This window comes from Photobacterium sp. TY1-4, assembly GCF_025398175.1.
Lineage (GTDB): Bacteria > Pseudomonadota > Gammaproteobacteria > Enterobacterales > Vibrionaceae > Photobacterium.
On sequence record NZ_CP099735.1, the window covers coordinates 1,392,034 to 1,410,483 of the forward strand.

Sequence of the window (18,450 nt, forward strand, 5' to 3'; positions counted from 1 at the left end):
GATAACCATTTACATTAACAACAATGACTGAATTGAAAACATCTGCGGTTTCCCCTCTCCTGAATCCCCGAATACCAGCACAAGTTTCATTTCTGTCTGATGTTTTCACCGGCAGGGTCGTCAGGCTGATCAGCCTGGGAGTTGCCGTGCTGGTTGCCTGCGCGCTGAGCCTGTTTCTGGGGTCCAAAAATATATCGCCGGGCACGGTGGCCGATATTCTCGCCGGTCAGGTCAACACCACAGAAAGCCTCATCGTGCTGGAAAGCCGCCTGCCGAGAACCGTAGCGGGATTGCTCGTGGGGGCTGCGCTGGCTGTTTCGGGCTGCCTGATCCAGTCCATCACCCGCAACCCGCTCGCTGATCCGGGCATTCTCGGGGTGAACGCCGGGGCAAGCTTTTTTGTGTTGGCGGGCGTCCTTTTCCTGGGCAACCAGGGGATCTCGGAACACTTGTGGTTCGCCTTTGTCGGCGCCATGGCGACCAGTGTGTTTGTCTACTTTATCGGCACGTATAAAGAGGCCAAGGTCAATCCGCTGAAAATCACCCTCGCGGGGGTGGCGATCGGGGCATTGCTTGCCGGGATCTCATCTTCCATCACACTGATGAGCCCCGAAGCTTTCGATCAGATGCGCTTTTGGGATGCCGGCTCACTCGATATCCGGGATCTGTCGCTCGCCACCATCGCGTTGCCACCGATTCTGCTCGGGCTGATCGCAGCTCTCGCGATTTCACCCGCCCTGGATAATCTCGCGCTTGGGGAAGATGTTGCGCAAGGCTTGGGGACCAATGTCCGACTGGTGCAACTGACCGCCTTGTGCGCGATCGCCTTGCTGTGCGGGAGTTCAACGGCCATCGCGGGGCCGATTGGCTTCGTTGGCTTAATGATCCCGCATATTGCCCGGAGACTGGCCGGCCCCAACCAGCTCTGGATCACGCTGTATTCCATCGGCCTGGGGCCGCTGCTGATCTTAAGTGCCGATATTCTCGGCCGAATCATCGCGACCAATGAAATTCGCGTCTCCATCGTCACGGCTTTCGTCGGCGCACCTGTGCTGATTTACCTGGCGCGTAAAGTCACCTCTTTCGGCAAACTCTAATGCACCCATCCAAATCCATCTTAATCGGCAGCCAGACCGGCTGTTACAATCTTCTGATCTCACGGCGCACCCTGATGTGGTGTTTGGCGCTGGTGTTGGCAACCCTGATGGTCGCCATGATCACGCTGTCAACCGGACAGCTCAAAACCACATGGACCGAGCTGTCCCAGGTTATCTGGGGCGAAGGGGATCCGTTTCTGTCCACGGTGATTCTGGAGTGGCGCTTACCCCGACTGACATCAAGCCTGCTCTTTGGCGCGGCACTGGGAGTCAGCGGCGCGCTGTTTCAGTCCCTGATCCGCAACCCGTTGGGCAGCCCTGATGTGATCGGGTTTAATACCGGTGCTTATACGGGCGCTTTAGTCGTCATCATCGAGTTTGGCGGCAACTACTTCCAAATTGCATTCGGCGCGATTGCCGGCGGCATCATGTGCGCAGGTCTGGTTTATGTGCTGGCCTTTAAACAGGGCGTGCAAGGCTTTAGGCTCATCATTATCGGCATTGGTGTCAGCGCCATGCTGGGCGCATTCAATAGCTGGCTGATGGTGTCGAGCAGCCTGGAAACCGCGATGACAGCAGCGCTTTGGGGGGCGGGGTCGCTCAATGGCCTCAGTTGGGGCAAAGTGATGCCCGCTTTCCTGTTTATTGCATTGGCCCTGATGGCTGCGGCCATGCTTGCCCGGCAGATGAACATCCTCGAAATGGGCGACGACAGCGCCAATATGCTCGGGGTCGACAGTGAAAAGATCCGGCGGCTGGCGATGTTGTTTGGCGTCATTTTAACCGCGGCCGTCACTGCTGCGGCCGGTCCGATTTCGTTCATCGCCCTGGTGGCGCCGCAACTGGCGAAAAAGCTCACCCGGGAAGGCGGCGTCGCCATCATCCCTTCCGCTTTCATGGGTGCCATGCTGCTGACCCTGTCCGACTTTGCCGCTTCAAACCTGATCGCGCCCAACCAGTTACCCGTTGGGATGGTCACCATCAGCATTGGCGGCTTCTATCTGATCTATCTTTTGATTCAACAATCAGGAAATTAATGTTTTGACGGATGTACCACACGCGCCGCCCCCAAGCCAACACCGCCTGAGAGCCGAAAACATTACCCTCGGCTATCAAGAAACGCTGATCGCCCAGGCTTTATCCCTCGATATCCCGGATCAGCAGTTTACGGTGATTTTAGGACCGAACGGATGCGGCAAGTCGACATTGCTTCGCGGGCTCAGCAGGCTGTTAACGCCGCGGGAAGGAAGCATCACCTTTGACGGCAAACAGCTGGACCATTATCCGCGCCACGAACTGGCAAAGCTGCTGGGGTTGCTGCCTCAGTCGGCCATTGCACCCGGCGGCGTCACGGTCCATGATCTGGTTGCCAGAGGGCGCTTCCCGCATCAGTCATTCCTGCGCCGCTGGACGGCGGCAGATGAGCAGGCCGTGCGCGCCGCCATTGCCGCGACACAAATTGAGCCGCTGCTGGAACAGAGCGTGGAGTCCTTATCCGGCGGGCAACGCCAGCGGGTCTGGGTGGCGATGGTGCTGGCCCAGGACACGCCCTATCTATTGCTGGACGAGCCCACCACATACTTAGATATCGCCCACCAAATTGAGCTGCTTGAACTGTTCAAAACCCTGAATCAGCAACAAGGCCGGACCATTGTCGCCGTCCTGCACGACCTGAATCACGCGTGCCGGTATGCCGATCACCTGGTGGTGATGAAATCGGGTGAGATCATCGCCCAGGGCGCCCCAAAGCAGATCATTACCGAAACCCTCATCAAGGAGGTGTATGGCCTGAACAGTGTCATTCTGGATGATCCCCTGACGCATACCCCGCTGGTGTTACCGAACACGCTTTAGGGTTCACCGGCTCAAACCCAAAAGACGTCTTCCTGAAAGACCAGCACCAGAGAGACCAAGTGCCTGAGAGGCAAAACCCCGGAAAGACGAAGCCCCTGAAAGGCGATGCTTCTGACTGAAGCCGGCAGCAATACAAAAAAACCAGCACGAACGCTGGTTTTTGTTTTTGTCACTGCAAGGTCGGGTGCTGACTGAGCAGCCGATTGAGCTGCTCTCCGATGTCACCGACATTTTCATGCGCGATCATGTCGTCATGCGAGCAGTCGAAGAAATGCTTGTCTAACTGCGATAAGAACGGCTGCCAGTGCCGGTCAACGTCATAGTCGTCCGGAAGGGTCCGCCGGGCAATGAACAGGTCCACTCGCCCATCGTAGTGAGACGAGCGCGCCCCCGATAATAACCGCACGGCATCTTCATAACTGGCCGTAATGTCTTGCAACATCTCCGCCCTTTGCTGCGCCAGCTCCTCATCGGCATCCGTTTCGTCACTCGCGGCAAGGAACAGCGCTTTTTCCCGTTCAATCTCGCCCCGGACTTCTTCACTCAATGGTCCGTCCCAATCCTGGCTTTCCGGCGGATAGGTATCGAGCAGCCCCAGAAACGCCACTTCTTCGCCTTGCTGTTGCAACATCACCGCCAGAGTGTGCGCCACCGTGCCCCCGAAGGAATAGCCCAGTAAATAATAAGGGCCTTGCGGTTGCACCTGCTTCAACGCTTTCATGTACATTTCACAGGTCTCTTCCATGTCTTTCCCCGTCGCGATTGGCCCGTCGGGACGCGGCGACTGCAAGCCGACAATCGGGTAAGTGCCCCCTAAATGCTTCGGTAAACCCGTGTATTGCCAGGCAAAGCCCGATGCCGAGTTAATACAGATTAACGCCGGTCCGTTCCCGCCCCGGATTGGCAACACTTCCCCATACCCGGCTGACTCCGGTGCCTGAAGCGCGTCTTCATCCTGCAGCAGCAACGCCAGTTTCTCGACCGTCGGATTAACCATAATTTGTCCGACCGTGACCGGAACTGCTAACTCGCGCCGGATATCTGCTGCCAGCTTCATGGCCATCAAGGAATGACCGCCCATCGCAAAGAAGTCATCTTCCGCAGTAAGCGTTTCGATCCCCAGCACCTCGGCAAAAATCGCAGCCAACTGGGTTTCAAGACCCAGGTGAGCGGTACGCCCCGTCCCGGAGGCAATCTCACTTGGCAGCGGCAACGCTTTGCGATCCAACTTGCCGTTGGCACTCAGCGGAAACTCCGCCATCACCAGCACGGCAACCGGCACCATGTGGGCCGGTAAATGCTCAGCCAACTGCGCGCGTAAGGCCTCCCCGTCCGTTTGTGCGTCGTCGTTTAAAATCACGTAACCCACCAACTGCCGGTCATCGGCACCGGCCATTTTGGTTTCAGCACCCAGCGCTTTGGCGCAGACCAGGGCCTGCTTCACGCCACCGCATGACTGGAGTGCAGTTTCGATCTCGCCAAGCTCAATTCGCTGGCCGCGGATTTTCAACTGATCATCGCTGCGGCCCAGGTATTCGATTTTGCCGGAAGGCAGCCAGCGCACGACATCGCCTGTGCGGTACATCCGCTCCCCGGAGCGGAATGGATTCGCGATAAAGCGGTCTGCCGTCAGTGCGCTCCGATTGAGGTAGCCGATTGCCAACTGATCGCCCGCCAGATAGAGCTCCCCGGGAACCCCGATTGCCGCTTCGCGCAGGAAACTGTCCAGCACATAGACCTGGGTATTCCACACCGGCAGGCCAATCGGCACACTGTTGCCGAGGCTTTCCGCCATCGGCTCACCAAATGCAGGGCAATAGGTCACGTCGACGGCGGCCTCGGTCGGGCCGTAAAGGTTATGCAGCGGCGCATGAATCCATTTCCCGTACGCCTGAGACAGCGCTTTCGACAGCGCCTCACCCGAGCAAAAGACGCGTTGCAGGCTCGGGACAACGGTATCGCCGGCCGCCGCACTTGCATCCAGGGATGCCACGAAGGCCGCCAGCATCGACGGCACAAAGTGCAGGGTGGTGATCTTGTAGTCATCGATGATTTGACGCAGCCACTCCGGATCTTTATGGGATTCAGGCGGCGCCATAACGAGGCTCGCGCCCTGGATCAGCGGCCAGAAGAACTCCCACACCGACACATCAAAACTGCACGGCGTTTTTTGCAGCACCACATCATCAGGGGTGAGCTGGTATTCAAACTGCATCCATTGCAGCCGGTTCACAATGGCTTGATGCGAGACCAGCACGCCTTTCGGATTGCCCGTCGACCCCGAGGTATAAATGATATAGGCCCCCTGTTCCGGCGAGAGCGGCTGGTGCGTGATGTCGCTGACATCGGTTGGCTCAGGCAGCGTATCGAGGATCAGCAATTCTGCCAGCCCGTCAAAACGCGACTGAAACTCGGAGGTGGTGATGATCAGCTTGGGTTTCGCATCACCGACCATGTATGCCAGCCGTTCATCCGGATAACTGACATCCAGCGGTAAGTAAGCGCCCCCGCACTCGAGAATGCTGTTTAATGCCAGACTCAGCTTAGCGCTTCTCGGCAGCGCGACAGCGACGATGTCCCCGACGCCCACGCCATGCCTGACCAGCAAATTCGCCATCGCCGTTACTTGCCGGCGCATGTCCCGGTAAGTCAATTGGTACTCACTATCAATGAGTGCAATACGCTCCGGCGTCCGCGCCGCTTGCACCGCCATCAAGGATTGCAGCGTGTCGTTACTGACCTCCGCCTGAGTTTGGTTCACTCGCTGCTGGAGGGCGACTTCTTCATTCAGTCGTAAATCGAGCTGCGTGAGCGGCAGATCAGGATGGTCAATCACCGCCTGCAGCAGGTTTTCAAACCGTTGCACCACCTGCCGGGCAATCCCGACGGTGTCGCGGTATTCGAACAGGATCTGGATTTGCTCGCCCGGCAGCACCAGGATCGTGAGCGGGTAGTGCGTATAGCCCCGATTGTGGATCTGCGTCAGTCGGGCACCGGCATAATCCTGCTGATACCAGTCGGTGTGGTCCGGGTAGTTCTCCACCACCAGCAAAGTGTCAAACAAGGTTTCACCGCCAGCGAGCTGCTGGATTTCACCCAGGCCCAGTTCATCGCGTTCAATCAGCTGGATCTGAACTTCCTGATGTGCTTTTAATTGCGCCAGCAGGCTCTGGTTGGCGTGGAGCTTCATGCGCACCGGAATGGTGTTACTGAACAAACCGACATGCTCATCGATGCCCTTCACGTCCCCGAATCGGCCCGACACCGGGGTCCCGAAGACCACATCTTCACGCCCGGTCATCATCCCGAGGATGCTGGACCAAACCCCTTGCATCAGTGAGTTCATGGTCAGGCCCGATCGGCGGAGTAACTGGTTCAGTTGCTGCGTTTTTTCAGCAGAGATGATCAGTTCATGCTCCTGGACCTGCGCTGCAACCGGCACCTCCTCAAACGCAAGGGTCGGATGAACATCTTGCAACACATCGCGCCACAGTGCTTCTGCCGCCGTTTTATCGCGTTGCTTCAACCGGCTGACGACATCCGCGTAGCTTGCAGAGACCTTGGGCAGTGCTACACTGCCGCTGGCATACGCGGTCAGGAAATCGCCCAATAATATCGGCGTCGACCAGCCGTCAACCACCAGGTGGTGCGCCGAGAGATACAAGGTGCTGAGGTCCTGTCCGTGATGGATCAGCGTCGCATTCAGCAATGACTGCTCGGGATGGGTGAGATCAAACTGGCGTACCAGCTCTTTCGTTTCAATCGCGACCATCGCAGCCTGCTGCGCTTCAGCACTCTGCTGTCGTAAATCAACAGATTCGATCGGCCACGACACCCGGTGATGCGGCATCAGCTGCACCGTGCGACCCAGGATACTACTGTCAAACTTCGCCAGCAGTTGCGGATGGCGATCGATCACCGCATCCAGTGCTTGCTGAACGCGCGATAGGGTCACTTCGCCCTGGAAAGTGAGCCGGGTCGTCGAGTTGTAATGGCTGTTTTCATCCCCGATTTGCGACTGGAACAGTAGCCCTTCCTGGAGCGGCAGCGCAGGGAGAAGATCGGCAACCCGGCCATAGCGCTCGGTAAACGCCTGTGCATCCATCAGGGTAATGCCGGTTTCGGTATATTCCGCAGGCACTTGTAAGGCCAGGCTCGGATCGTCACAGTTCGACAACCATGCCACCAGCGCAGTAAGTGCTTGCTCGATGCCCTCCCCAATCGCATCGATCTCTTCGCTGCTGAATTTGGCCTCATTCCACGACCAGTTCAGGGCAAATTTCGGCCCGCCGTCGGACTCATCAATGAAGATGTTCAGCTCTAGCTCGTGTTGTAGCGCACACTCACTATCGAGCGCGACAGCAAAGGTATCGGCAAACTTACCCGAGCGGCTCAGCGGCATCCATGGCTCCGGCGCCGCGGCATCCTGAGTCTGCTCAAAGCGCCCGAGGTAGTTGAACAGCAAGGCCGCTTTGTTTCCCTGAGACAGCGCCCGTAATTCCTCACGATACGGGTTCTCCAGATACCGAAGCGCCATGTAGCCGAGCCCTTTGTCTTTGACGCTTCGCTTGGCTTGCTTGACGGCCATGATCAGATCCGGAATGGCGCCCTGACCCGGCAAATCAATCACCAACGGATACTCGGTCGTAAACCACCCCAGGGTCTGGCTCAGGTTCAACCCCGGATCAAATTCTTCCCGGCCATGCGACTCGACATTCACCTTCAGGGCATTTCGTTGGTATGTCGCACCGAGCACAGAGGTCACCGACGCCAGCAGCAGTTCATCGATATCCAGCGCGGCAGACGACTGACTGTGGGTTAACACCGCTTGGGTTAGCGCACTGGACAGGAGCACCCGGCGATGGACCGCCTTGCCGGGATCTACCGGGGCTTTTAACGGCGCGACCGAACGCGCTTCCAGCTGACGCCAGTGATCCAGCTGGCTCGCCAGATTGCCTAAGTGCTGATAGAGGGCTTTGGACCAGGTATTGATCCCGGTCACTTCACCCGCAAGGTCGACCTGATCCCCGTTCACTTGAGCACGGGTGAGGGCTTTCAGCTGCGGTAAAGCGATCCGCCACGACACGCCGTCAATAATCAGGTGGTGCGCCAGGATCATGAGCCCGCGACGGCCGTTCGGATCGCTCAGCATCACCAGCTGTAACAGTTGCCCCGACCCGAGTGACACACGCTTGCTGGCATGTTCAAAGATCTCGTCCAGCGGCGCGGTAGCCATGGCATCCACCGACACCGAATCCAGCCAACGCTGTACATCCAGCGCCTTCACAGGCGCAATCACATATTGCGTCCCTTGCTTCACCAGTCGGCATGCCGCGTTGAGAGCAACCCATTGTGCCAGCGCGGCTTGCAGATGCTGCTGCGTAACCTCAGGTTCAATCTCGACAAACACCCCCTGAACATAACGGGTCTCTTCCGAGAAGGTCTCTTCAAACCAGTTCCACATCGGCAAGGGTTGAATGTCGCCATCCTGGTTGATGTCCGCCTGGTTCTGCAGCGGCTGCATCAATGCGGCCATCGCGCCCAGCTCACGGGCGGCAAAAATCTCTCTGGATCGCAGCTCATATCCAGACTTTCGCAGCAAGGTTCCCAACCCCATCGCGGAAATACTGTCACCGCCCAGATTGAAGAAATCATCTGAGGTGCCAACCTCAGCAACCCCGAGCAGTTCGCCCACCGCCTCACACAATGTCTGCTCAGCTTTCGTCTGCGGTGCAACCCGTTCACCGCGGGAGGCAAACACAGGTTTGGGTAATGCCTTGCGGTCGATCTTGCCGTTCACGTTGAGCGCGAACGCATCCAGGATCACCAAAGCCGCAGGCACCATATATTCAGGCAGCGTGCTGGCCAGGGTTGCCAACAAGGTTTGCTCATCCAGAGCCGCTTTCGCCGCACTGACCAGGGTGCAGTAAGCAATAAGCCGATGTGATTCACCGAAGCGCTCGGCGATCACCACCGTGGTGTCGACCCCTGCCACCGCATTGATAGCACTTTCGACATCGCCCAGCTCAATCCGGAATCCGCGGATTTTCACTTGATCATCGCTCCGGCCGATGAAATCCAGCTGGCCGTTATCCCGCCATTTCACCAGATCGCCGGTGCGATACATCACTTGACCGTGTTCAAACGGGTTGGCCACGAACCGCTCCGCCGTCATACCCGCCTGGTTAAGATAGCCTTTAGCCAGGCCCGCACCAGCCAGGTATAACTCGCCGACCACACCGACGGGAACCTGAGCCAGCTGCGGATCCAGCACATAAGCCCGGGCATTCAGGATCGGTCGCCCGATCACCGGGGTGCCGTCAGCCGTCAGCGGCGCGCTCACCGCATCTACGGTAAACTCCGTCGGGCCATAGAAATTTTCTACCAGTAGTTCTGGAAATGCCTGCACTCTCGACCACAGTTTTTCGGGAACGGCTTCACTGCCGATCAGCACCAGCGCAGGCACATGACCGGCATCCATGAGTCCGCTGTCCAGCATTTGGCTGAACAAGGACGGCGGTAAATCCAGGGCGTCGATCTGATCTTGCTGCACGCGATCGACCAGTTCATATGCATCTTTGCGCTTTTCGTCATCGTACAAGTAGAGCGTATGCCCGCACAGCATCCAAATGACTTGCTCCCAGGAGGCATCAAATGAGAAAGACGTTGTGTGCGCGGCACGAACCTGAACCTCACCCTCAGCGCACTGCCGTTTCTCTGCAATCTGGCGAATTGCCTTGGCAAACACCGAGTTCTGGTGTGAATGAAGCAGGTTCAGCAGCGCCCCGTGCGTATTCATCACGCCCTTCGGCTTGCCGGTTGAGCCTGAGGTGAAAACGATATAAGCCACATCAGACGGATCAATGTCCGGGCCGGAGCGACAGGTAGCATTGCAATTGACCAGCTCTGTCAGCGTGATGCAGCGTGCCAGGGAGCGCCATTCAAGGCCCTCAACCTCTTCAACAATCACGCCCCAGGGTTGCGCCTGCTCGAGGATGGTTTCAATACGCTCCTGCGGATAATCCAAATCAATCGGAAGATAGACCGCGCCACAGCGCAATACTGCCAGCATCGTGATCATGGTTTGTGGGCCGCGGGGCAATGCCACACCGACGATGGTGCCTTGTCCGGCACCGAGGGCCATGAGCTGCTGCGCCCGGGCCTCAATCGCCTGGCTGAGCGCTGCAAACGTCCAGCTTTGCTGAGCAAAATTCAGCGCCACAGTGTCAGGCTTCAACCGGACCTGACGCGCAAACACATCCAGCACCGTCTGATCTTCTGTGATATCCAGCGCCGGGCCCTGAGACCACTGTGCAATATCCGCTTGCTCGCCTGGCGGAACCAGCGCCAGATCGCTTAACGCCACATCAGGATTGGCCGCAATTTGCTCAACCATGTAGGCAAAGCGACGGGCGTGCAACGCCAACGCGCGTGGTGAGTATTTCGCCGCATTGGCCGTCAACGTGAGACTGAGCGCGTTATGGCTCTTTACGTTTGGGTTCTTTGCGTGATCGTTCTTTGCGTTTTGGTTCTCTGCATTTGGAGCCAACGCCGGCGAAAATTCAATCTCATCAATCGGCCCGGCCGACAGAATATGCGTTTTGCCGGGGATACCGGCCAAATCGATGTTGTCCGCAAATGGTTTGAAGTTGAGCACCGGTCCGTAAAGCGGTTGCCCGACTTTGCCCAGATCCCGTTGGATTTGCTCGGCATCGTACATTTGGTGGCGGCGAATGTCGCGAATCGACCGATTCATCAAGGCCGCAACCTCAGCAATCGTCATCCCAGGGTCAAGTGACAACGACAACGGCAAGACGTTCACCACCGCACCAGCGGCGCCGGCTGCACGCCCAATCCGGCGCATCAGTGGAAAACCGACACATAAGTGGTTGTTTCCCGTCACCCGGTGCAGGTACGCAAAGACCAGTGACATCGCGAACTCGGACGGTAAGATGTTGTTGCCTTCGCGGCTCAGCCACGCCCCACCGGCCAGATCGATGCTGTATTTTTCGACACCGATGGCATCGTGACGGCGACCGCCAGTCACCAGCGACGGGATCTCGGGCAATGCCCCGGCGTAGTCTTGCCAGAACTGTTGGGCTTTTTGATATTGCGCGGACTCTTTGAACTGCTGGTGCTCTGCGATCACCGCCGTGAACGCACCAAACGGAGCCGGCCCACCGGTCGCGTGCTTGGCGTGGTTATATTCGCGAATAATATGTTCAGTAATGCCATGAAAGCTAAAGCCATCCACATCGAGATGGTGGTAGCGCTGATACCACAGCCACTTCGGCGCGCCGTCTTCACCGACATCAATCAGGCAATGCCGGTATCGAGGGGCCTCGCTTTGCAGATCAACCGTTGTCGCCAGATCTTCCTTCATCCAGGCGACCGCAGCATCGTGCGGGGATGCCGCCTGCGAAAAGTCCAGGATTTCCAGAGCATCAATCGCCACGGATGGACGCGAAAACTGTTGTTTGATCTCACCGTCATTTTCCACATAACGACAGTGCAGCGAATCGGCGGCTGCAATACCGGCATTGACCGCCTTGGCGAACTGCGCCTGATCGATGTCGCCGAAGATCTCTGTATAGTGAGCGACATTAAATTCTGCTGGATTCGGCATTACTTGCTGTGCAAACCAAATCCCCTGCTGCGTCCCAACCAGAGGCCAAAGTTCCTCTTGTACGTCGTGGTTCTGCATTCATTCATTCCTTAAAGTCAAAATCACGGATGGTCGTGATCGTGATGTTCTACCCTGGTTGGATTCAGACCCGGATGTCCTGCCAATGCGCTTCGATATATTCAAGGCAGTCTTGTTTTGAAGACGGGCCAAAAGTACGCTCCCAGCCTGATGGGGTTTGCTTAAACTCCGGCCACAAGCTGTACTGACCGCGATGATTCATCAGCACAAGGAACTGATGTTTCAGCTCATCAAAAGGGTTCACGTATTGTTCCGACATACCTAACTCCGTTCGGATGTTGATTAAGATTCACAAGAAAAAACGTAAGACAGTCCATCGATGATGCCCCCCCGCCAGCATAAGCGTTCATGGCCGCCATCAAAGACTCTGAATTGAATTCGGTGTTGCTGTGAGGCCAGCTGGTTGGACATATCCCGACTCAGGTCGATCATGATGTCTTCACCACTCCCCACTTCTAAAAAGAGGTTTAAGCGCGCGTTCGCGCCCAGCCCGCCATGTACCTGACGGCTCATCTCGCTGAGTAAATCGGAAGTATGAGGCGGGGAATACTCGCTCGGCGGTTTCACCAGAGAAAAGTCGGGCCACCAGAATGAACCGGACTGGCACACCACGGCGCCAAAGCGCTCCGGCCAATGAAGCGCGGCATACATCGCTGCCAGCCCGCCCAGGCTTTGGCCGACAATCGCGGTTTGCTTGGGATCTTGAGTCACCGGAAAATAGTCAGAAACCAGCGGCAGCAGTTCCGTCATCACTGCTTGCCAAAAAGTGGGATTGCAACTCAGCTCTTCACTGCGTTGATGGCCATTGACCTCATCAATCAACACGTAGATTGCTTCGGGTAATGTGCCGTTTTGCGTGGCCTGTGACAGCGCATCATAAATCGGCAGAGATTGAGACCAAAAACGGCCATCAAGAATCAGTACCAAAGGCAAATCATGACGCGTTGTTGATAAACTCGTAGAATAAAGCCATAGCTTTCGCGTACCGTTTAATAATTTGCTGTGCCAGCGCAAAATAAGATCGGCATGAGTTCGGCTTTGCCCGGATAATTCATCAAAGTTTCGCCATTCGGATTGCGACTGTGCATTTGGCATGTGCAAAGGGGTCTTATTTTTTCCCCACTCGCAGTGGCTCAAGTGTTGCCGACTGAATTCATCGCCACAACTCAGAGGAAAAATAGTCCGCAACCATTGCCGGTGCTGGGTTCTCTGCGTTTCAGCACTCCCGGTGTATTTCGGCTGCACCTGCTGAAAAGTGACCGGAATAAATGAATATCCACCACGCCAGGTATTTTTCAGTTTATCGACATAAAACCAGACGTCCGTTCCTTCTAAACGGGTCAACTTAGCCATATCGAAACTGTGATGATCCGTCACCCCATTAATGTCGATATAAACTTCTTTGATAGAATTCTCAATATAAGTTCGGGGTTCCCGCCAAAGAAAAATAACCTCTGTGTATTCTGCTTCGACGGCAATCATTAAAGGTGTGCCTTCTGAATGGATCTCTTCCCACCATTGCTCATCACCAACACAACAGTTTTTTCTAAAAAGCGATTTAAAAATGCTTGAAAGGAATTGTTTTCCTTGCGTTTGGCTATTTTCAACAAACATGACGATTCCGACTCTTCGACCACGAGCCTATTCACAAAAATGGAGATTAATTATCATAAATTTACCAGAGGCAATATTGCAAATAAAAACAATTATCATTAGTATTGCCAACCGAGTTAACTTTTACATAATTGTTGCGGCAACTTCAAATGTTTTTCTTCATTTTGTAATTTAAGGATTTATTAGGTCATGAAGCCCATGGAATTAAGCAGCGGTATTTCAATCAGTCATGCCAACAAGACCAAACTTGCCACGCTCATCAGCATTATTTGTCTCGGTACCAGCATTTCTGCCTCGGCCAATGAGCAAGACAATAATAAGAACATGGAAACGATTGTTGTGACCGGTGAAAGGCTGGGTGGTACGCTCGCAGAAAATACCAGCTCGGTGACTGTATTCACTGAAGAAGCGGATAACGGTGAAGACCAAACCTACTACGACTTGCTCGATCGCGTGCCGAACGTGCTCAATGCCCCTTCAGGGATCCCACATATTCGGGGTGTTGACGGACGTGGCCCGGGTGAAGGGTTCCTGACCTTTATGACCGGCGCAACACCGCGCGTCAACACAACAGTGGATGGTGTGGCCGAATCCTGGACCGGTGAGGCCTTCGGTAAGGCCGGACTGTGGGATACCGAGCAAGTCGAAGTTTATAAAGGCCCTCAGTCAACCAACCAAGGTCGGAACAGTATTAGTGGTGCCGTGGTCATCAAGACCAAAGATCCAACGTTCTACACCGAAAGTAAAGTTCGCGCCGGCTATGAAAATGAAGATGGGAAATACCATCTGGCAGGCGTAGTCTCAGCACCAATTGTCGATGAGAAGCTTGCTTTCCGTCTGGCAGCCGAAGGGACCAAAGGCAATACCCCGATTAATTACTCGTTGCCGAATAACGACCAGTACCCTTGGGATCCGTCTGACATTGAATCTCACAATTTTCGGGGTAAGCTGTTATTGAGACCTTGGGGGAGTGACAAGCTCACCGCAAAACTGACATTCGGCAGCCGGAATGAAGAAGGTCAATATACCAGCCTAGTTACCGAGGAAGGTACATTTAACTATACCGATAAAAATGGTACACGTCGTCAGGAAACCAAAAGCTGGAACGTCAATTTCGATGTCGCTTACCTGATTAACGACGAGCTGGCCTTAGATGTCCTGCTGGCGAAACGCGATTACTCGACTGACTTTGAAGCCTATCCACTTGTGGACTGGTGGGGTGACGTCGACGAAGAAAATTACACCGCCGAAGCCAAGCTTTCGTATGACTCACTTGATGATAAATACAAAGTCACTGTCGGTATCAGTAGTTTCTTCAAAGATCAGGACACCCAAACAGACTCATTAAAGCGTGATGACGAAGTCCAAACCCACGCAATCTACTTTGATTCTAAAGTCAAACTCACCGACCGCTGGGGACTCTTGCTTGGCGCGCGTTATGAGCATGATGAACTCAAACGTGATTTCGACCATGCTAAACTCCCAATCGATTTTAAGGCAGATGAAGACAATGATATCCTCTTGCCGAAAATCGGGGTGACGTACGATGTCTCTGACAAGTCAATCCTTGGTTTAACGGCACGTAAAGGGTACAACGCCGGCGGCCTGGGCTATAACGAATTCAGGGAAGAGGTGTTTACCTTTGATCAAGAAGAAGTATGGACCTATGAGCTGAGCTCCCGTTCAACCTTTATGGACAATAAGCTGGGGCTCACCGCCAACATCTTCTACAACGATTACGAAAACTACCAAACCTCTGTTCAAGGTGACAGTGGTGACCGTTACGATAGCTTCATTGCCAACATTCCGGAAGGCCAGACATACGGTACAGAAGTCGAAACGACGTACTGGTTTGATTCCGGTCTGGATATTTTCGCATTTGTTGGTCTGTTAAAAACCGAGATCAAGCAAAGCCCAACCGGGATCTCCGGTGACTTCAAAGGGAATGAGTTCAGTTATGCACCGGAAGTTTCGGCCGGACTTGGCTTCACTCAAAACTTCGATTCCGGCGCATTCTTCGGCGCGCGTGTTAATCATGTTGCTGATTACTACACTGATTTAAAAAATGATGAAAACAAAACCGCGGGTGATTATACGGTGCTGAACCTTAATGCGGGTTATGCTGGTGATAACCTGACCGTTCGTGCATACGTGAAAAACGCTGCGGATACCGATTACGTCATTCGCCAGAAGGGCAGGATGTTTGAAGTTGGCGGACCACGTACTATTGGTCTCGTGGCTGATTATCAATTCTAATCCTCTATCGCTTGGTGCCGCTTGATTACCAAGCGATGATTTTAGTTAAAATCAATCAGGGCAATTTTATCTTCCTCGAAACCCGGTTTCATGCGGAATTCGTTGAAATAAAATTGCCCTGTTTTTTATTGAGCTCACATTAATATTATGCCACGTCACCTTGGACCAATCTGGTAACGAACCGGCTTGAAACCAAAGAAAGCTTGGTTTACTCATCGCGCCATCCGTACCACGTCGGATCGGGATCGGCATCAATACCTCATAAAAAAGCCTGACCAGCGTCAGGCTTTGTTTATTTAAGACCGGTACCGCAAGGGCTGCACTACAGGATCTTCGACAAAAACTGCTGCAACCGCGGATGCTCAGGCGCATCAAAAATGTCTGCCGGGCTGCCGCCCACCAGCAGCTCGCCGTCTTCCATGAACAGCACCCGGTCGGCGACTTCACGGGCAAAGCCCATTTCGTGAGTCACCACCACCATGGTCATCCCTTCCGCAGCGAGATCTTTCATCACATCCAGCACCTCGCCGACCATTTCCGGATCCAGCGCCGAAGTCGGCTCGTCAAACAGCATCACATCCGGCTGCATCGCCAGCGCCCGGGCAATGGCCACCCGCTGCTGCTGACCACCGGAGAGCTGCGACGGATAGACATTCATTTTCTCGGCCAGCCCGACCCGCTTCAGCAGCGCCTCAGCTTCCGGCTCCAGCTCGGCCCGGCTGCGACCCAGCACCTTTTCCGGCGCCAGCATCACATTGCCTTTCACCGTCTTGTGCGGAAACAGGTTGAACGACTGAAATACCATGCCGACATTGGCACGCAGATCGTTGATATTGGTCGACTTGGCATACATGTCCAGACCGTCAATCTGGATTGCCCCTGAGCTGATCACTTCCAGCTGGTTCAGGGTTCGCAAAAAGGTCGACTTGCCGGAGCCGGATGGGCCGATGATCACCACCACCTCCCCGCGCTTAACGGTCGCGCTGACATTTTTCAGCGCATGGCATTGGTTGGGATACACCTTGTTGACATCCGTTGCGACGATCATCTCATCGCCCTGATACGCTCTAGTCACTGCTCGCCATCCTCTTTTCAATCCGCTGAACGCCCCACGACAGGCTTGTGGTCAGCAATAAGTAAAGACCGGCGACCACAAACCAGACTTCAAACGTGGCAAAGCTGCCACTGATCACTTCCCGCCCCGCCTTGGTCAGATCGGTAATGGAAATTACCGACACCAGGGAAGAATCCTTGATCAGGGTGATCAACTGCCCGGCCATGGGCGGCAGGGTGCGCTTGAACGCCTGCGGCAAAATGACGTACACCATGGCTTTGGGGTAGCTCATTCCCAGCGAGCGCGCGGCTTCCATCTGGCCCGGCGGGATCGACTGGATCCCCGAGCGGATGATTTCAGCAATATAGGCCCCGGTGAAAATCGACAGCGCCGCGACCCCGGCGGTAAACCGCTCCAACTCAAAAATGGTGCCGAGGAAAAAGTAGACAATGAAGATTTGCACCAGCAACGGCGTGCCCCGGATCACCTCAACATAAAGCAGCGCCAGGTTTTTACTGACCGGGTTATGGGAGATCCGCATCAGTCCGGCCACCAGTCCGAGTACAATCGCAAAGCACAGTGAGAGGACCGAAATTTTCAGCGTCATCCAGAGCCCTAAAGTCACCGGTCCGATAGTCCACTGTTTGCTGCGGGCGATCACATCGCCTTCAAACACCAGATCGCCGGGCTGAACCAGCCGCTCGTCATCGCCGGTGATCTGCTGTGGGGTATCGCTGTAATCAAGCTGAATGGTCAGCGAGTTGTCGGCATTGAGCACCACAGTGCCGTCCCCCCGGGCCCGGATTTCCTGCGGTGAGGTGTCGACAATAAACGGCAACACCCGTTGCCACTGCCAGTTATAGTTAATGGTTTTGGAGGCCTGGTAGAGGCCCAGCATCAGCGCGCCGACAATGGCGAAGGATGCCAGGTGCCAGAGCCAGCGGTGAGTCGTCTTCATCATACTTCTTCCTTAGACGTCCTGTGGGATCCCAATCAACAGTGACCGCTCCCGCCCGAGCAGCGGCCACTACAGTGCAACGGGTTATTGCACCTGGCTCAACCAGCTATCGCTCTTGAACCACTTGTCGTAGATCCGATCGTACGTCCCGTCACCTTTCACCTGACGCAGGAAGTTATTGAGGAAGTTGAGCATATCGATATCGCCCTGGGCAACGGCCCAGCCCAGCGGCTCGTAAGTGAACGGCTGCTCTAGGTGCACCACTTTGCCGGCATTCTGCGCGGCATAAATCGCATTGAACGGCATGTCATAGACCAGGGCATCGGCTTTGCCGTTGGCCACTTCCAGCGCCGCATCGGCCTGGGTTTCAAACACATTCATCTTAGCCTGGCTGATCATGCGCTTGCTTGCCAGCTCCCCGCTGGTGCCGAGCTTGGACACAATGGTGTACTTACTGTTGTTGAGATCGCGGTAGCTGCTGACTTTCCCTTTCAGCTTCGGATTGAGCAGAATACTCTGGCCGATCACGATATACGGATCGGAAAAATTCACCCGCATATTGCGCTGGGCATTGATCGTCATCCCGGCATTGATCATATGGCACTTACCAGTCAGCAAGGTCGGAATGATCCCGTCCCAGGCCGTATTGACCGGTACGTACTTCACCCCCATCTGGCGAGCCATCAGCCTGCCGAGATCAATGTCAAACCCGATATAAGAACCATTTTTGCTCTTCATCTCGAACGGCATGTACCCGGCATCAAAACAGACACGCAGCTCACCCGACTCAACAATATCATCCAGGATCGGCCCGGCCGTGACGCTGGTCGAGACCCCTATCAATGCACACGTCGCAATCATGCTTTTCAGAAACTTTCGCATAAACATCCCTGTATCCTTTGTTATGAATAAA

10 protein-coding genes are annotated in these 18,450 nt (G+C 55.1%); 4 read left to right on the top strand and 6 right to left on the bottom strand.

The annotated features are described in order from the left end of the window. The first annotated feature begins 146 nt into the window (after positions 1-146). The 3 genes from NH461_RS23010 to NH461_RS23020 all read left to right on the top strand — a co-directional run bounded on the left by NH461_RS23010 (position 147) and on the right by NH461_RS23020 (position 2,951). On the top strand, positions 147-1,097 hold the full coding sequence (locus NH461_RS23010) for an iron chelate uptake ABC transporter family permease subunit (RefSeq protein WP_261603288.1): 951 nt from the start codon (positions 147-149) through the stop codon (positions 1,095-1,097). Further along, positions 1,097-2,134, top strand: a complete 1,038-nt coding sequence (gene fepG, locus NH461_RS23015; RefSeq protein ID WP_261603289.1) for an iron-enterobactin ABC transporter permease — start codon at positions 1,097-1,099, stop codon at positions 2,132-2,134. The genes NH461_RS23010 and fepG overlap by 1 nt, the downstream gene beginning before the upstream one ends. Before the next feature lie 88 nt (positions 2,135-2,222). After that, positions 2,223-2,951 carry an ABC transporter ATP-binding protein gene (locus tag NH461_RS23020; protein ID WP_261604616.1) on the top strand — a complete coding sequence of 243 codons (729 nt, stop codon included), beginning with the start codon at positions 2,223-2,225 and terminating at the stop codon, positions 2,949-2,951. 169 nt (positions 2,952-3,120) lie between these two features. On the opposite strand, the gene NH461_RS23025 is transcribed toward NH461_RS23020, so the two are convergent. The 3 genes from NH461_RS23025 to fes all read right to left on the bottom strand — a co-directional run bounded on the left by NH461_RS23025 (position 3,121) and on the right by fes (position 13,269). Continuing rightward, the gene (locus NH461_RS23025) at positions 3,121-11,655 is read right to left on the bottom strand and encodes a non-ribosomal peptide synthetase (protein ID WP_261603290.1); all 8,535 of its coding nucleotides are present in this window, start codon (positions 11,653-11,655) and stop codon (positions 3,121-3,123) included. Between the two features lie 64 nt (positions 11,656-11,719). After that, positions 11,720-11,914, bottom strand: a complete 195-nt coding sequence (locus NH461_RS23030; RefSeq protein WP_261603291.1) for an MbtH family protein — start codon at positions 11,912-11,914, stop codon at positions 11,720-11,722. A gap of 23 nt (positions 11,915-11,937) precedes the next feature. Beyond that, on the bottom strand, positions 11,938-13,269 hold the full coding sequence (gene fes, locus NH461_RS23035) for an enterochelin esterase (RefSeq protein WP_261603292.1): 1,332 nt from the start codon (positions 13,267-13,269) through the stop codon (positions 11,938-11,940). Positions 13,270-13,458: 189 nt separating this feature from the next. Here fes and NH461_RS23040 point away from each other — a divergent pair, with 189 nt between their 5' ends. Continuing rightward, complete coding sequence (locus NH461_RS23040; RefSeq protein WP_261603293.1) at positions 13,459-15,525, top strand: TonB-dependent receptor; 2,067 nt, start codon at positions 13,459-13,461, stop codon at positions 15,523-15,525. Between the two features lie 322 nt (positions 15,526-15,847). Here the strand turns inward: NH461_RS23040 and NH461_RS23045 are convergent, their stop codons facing one another. The 3 genes from NH461_RS23045 to NH461_RS23055 all read right to left on the bottom strand — a co-directional run bounded on the left by NH461_RS23045 (position 15,848) and on the right by NH461_RS23055 (position 18,419). Continuing rightward, complete coding sequence (locus NH461_RS23045) at positions 15,848-16,573, bottom strand: amino acid ABC transporter ATP-binding protein (RefSeq protein ID WP_261604617.1); 726 nt, start codon at positions 16,571-16,573, stop codon at positions 15,848-15,850. Positions 16,574-16,592: 19 nt separating this feature from the next. Continuing rightward, the gene (locus tag NH461_RS23050; RefSeq protein ID WP_261603294.1) at positions 16,593-17,540 is read right to left on the bottom strand and encodes an amino acid ABC transporter permease; all 948 of its coding nucleotides are present in this window, start codon (positions 17,538-17,540) and stop codon (positions 16,593-16,595) included. Positions 17,541-17,621: 81 nt separating this feature from the next. Then, the gene (locus tag NH461_RS23055) at positions 17,622-18,419 is read right to left on the bottom strand and encodes a transporter substrate-binding domain-containing protein (protein WP_261604618.1); all 798 of its coding nucleotides are present in this window, start codon (positions 18,417-18,419) and stop codon (positions 17,622-17,624) included. Positions 18,420-18,450 lie beyond the last annotated feature (31 nt).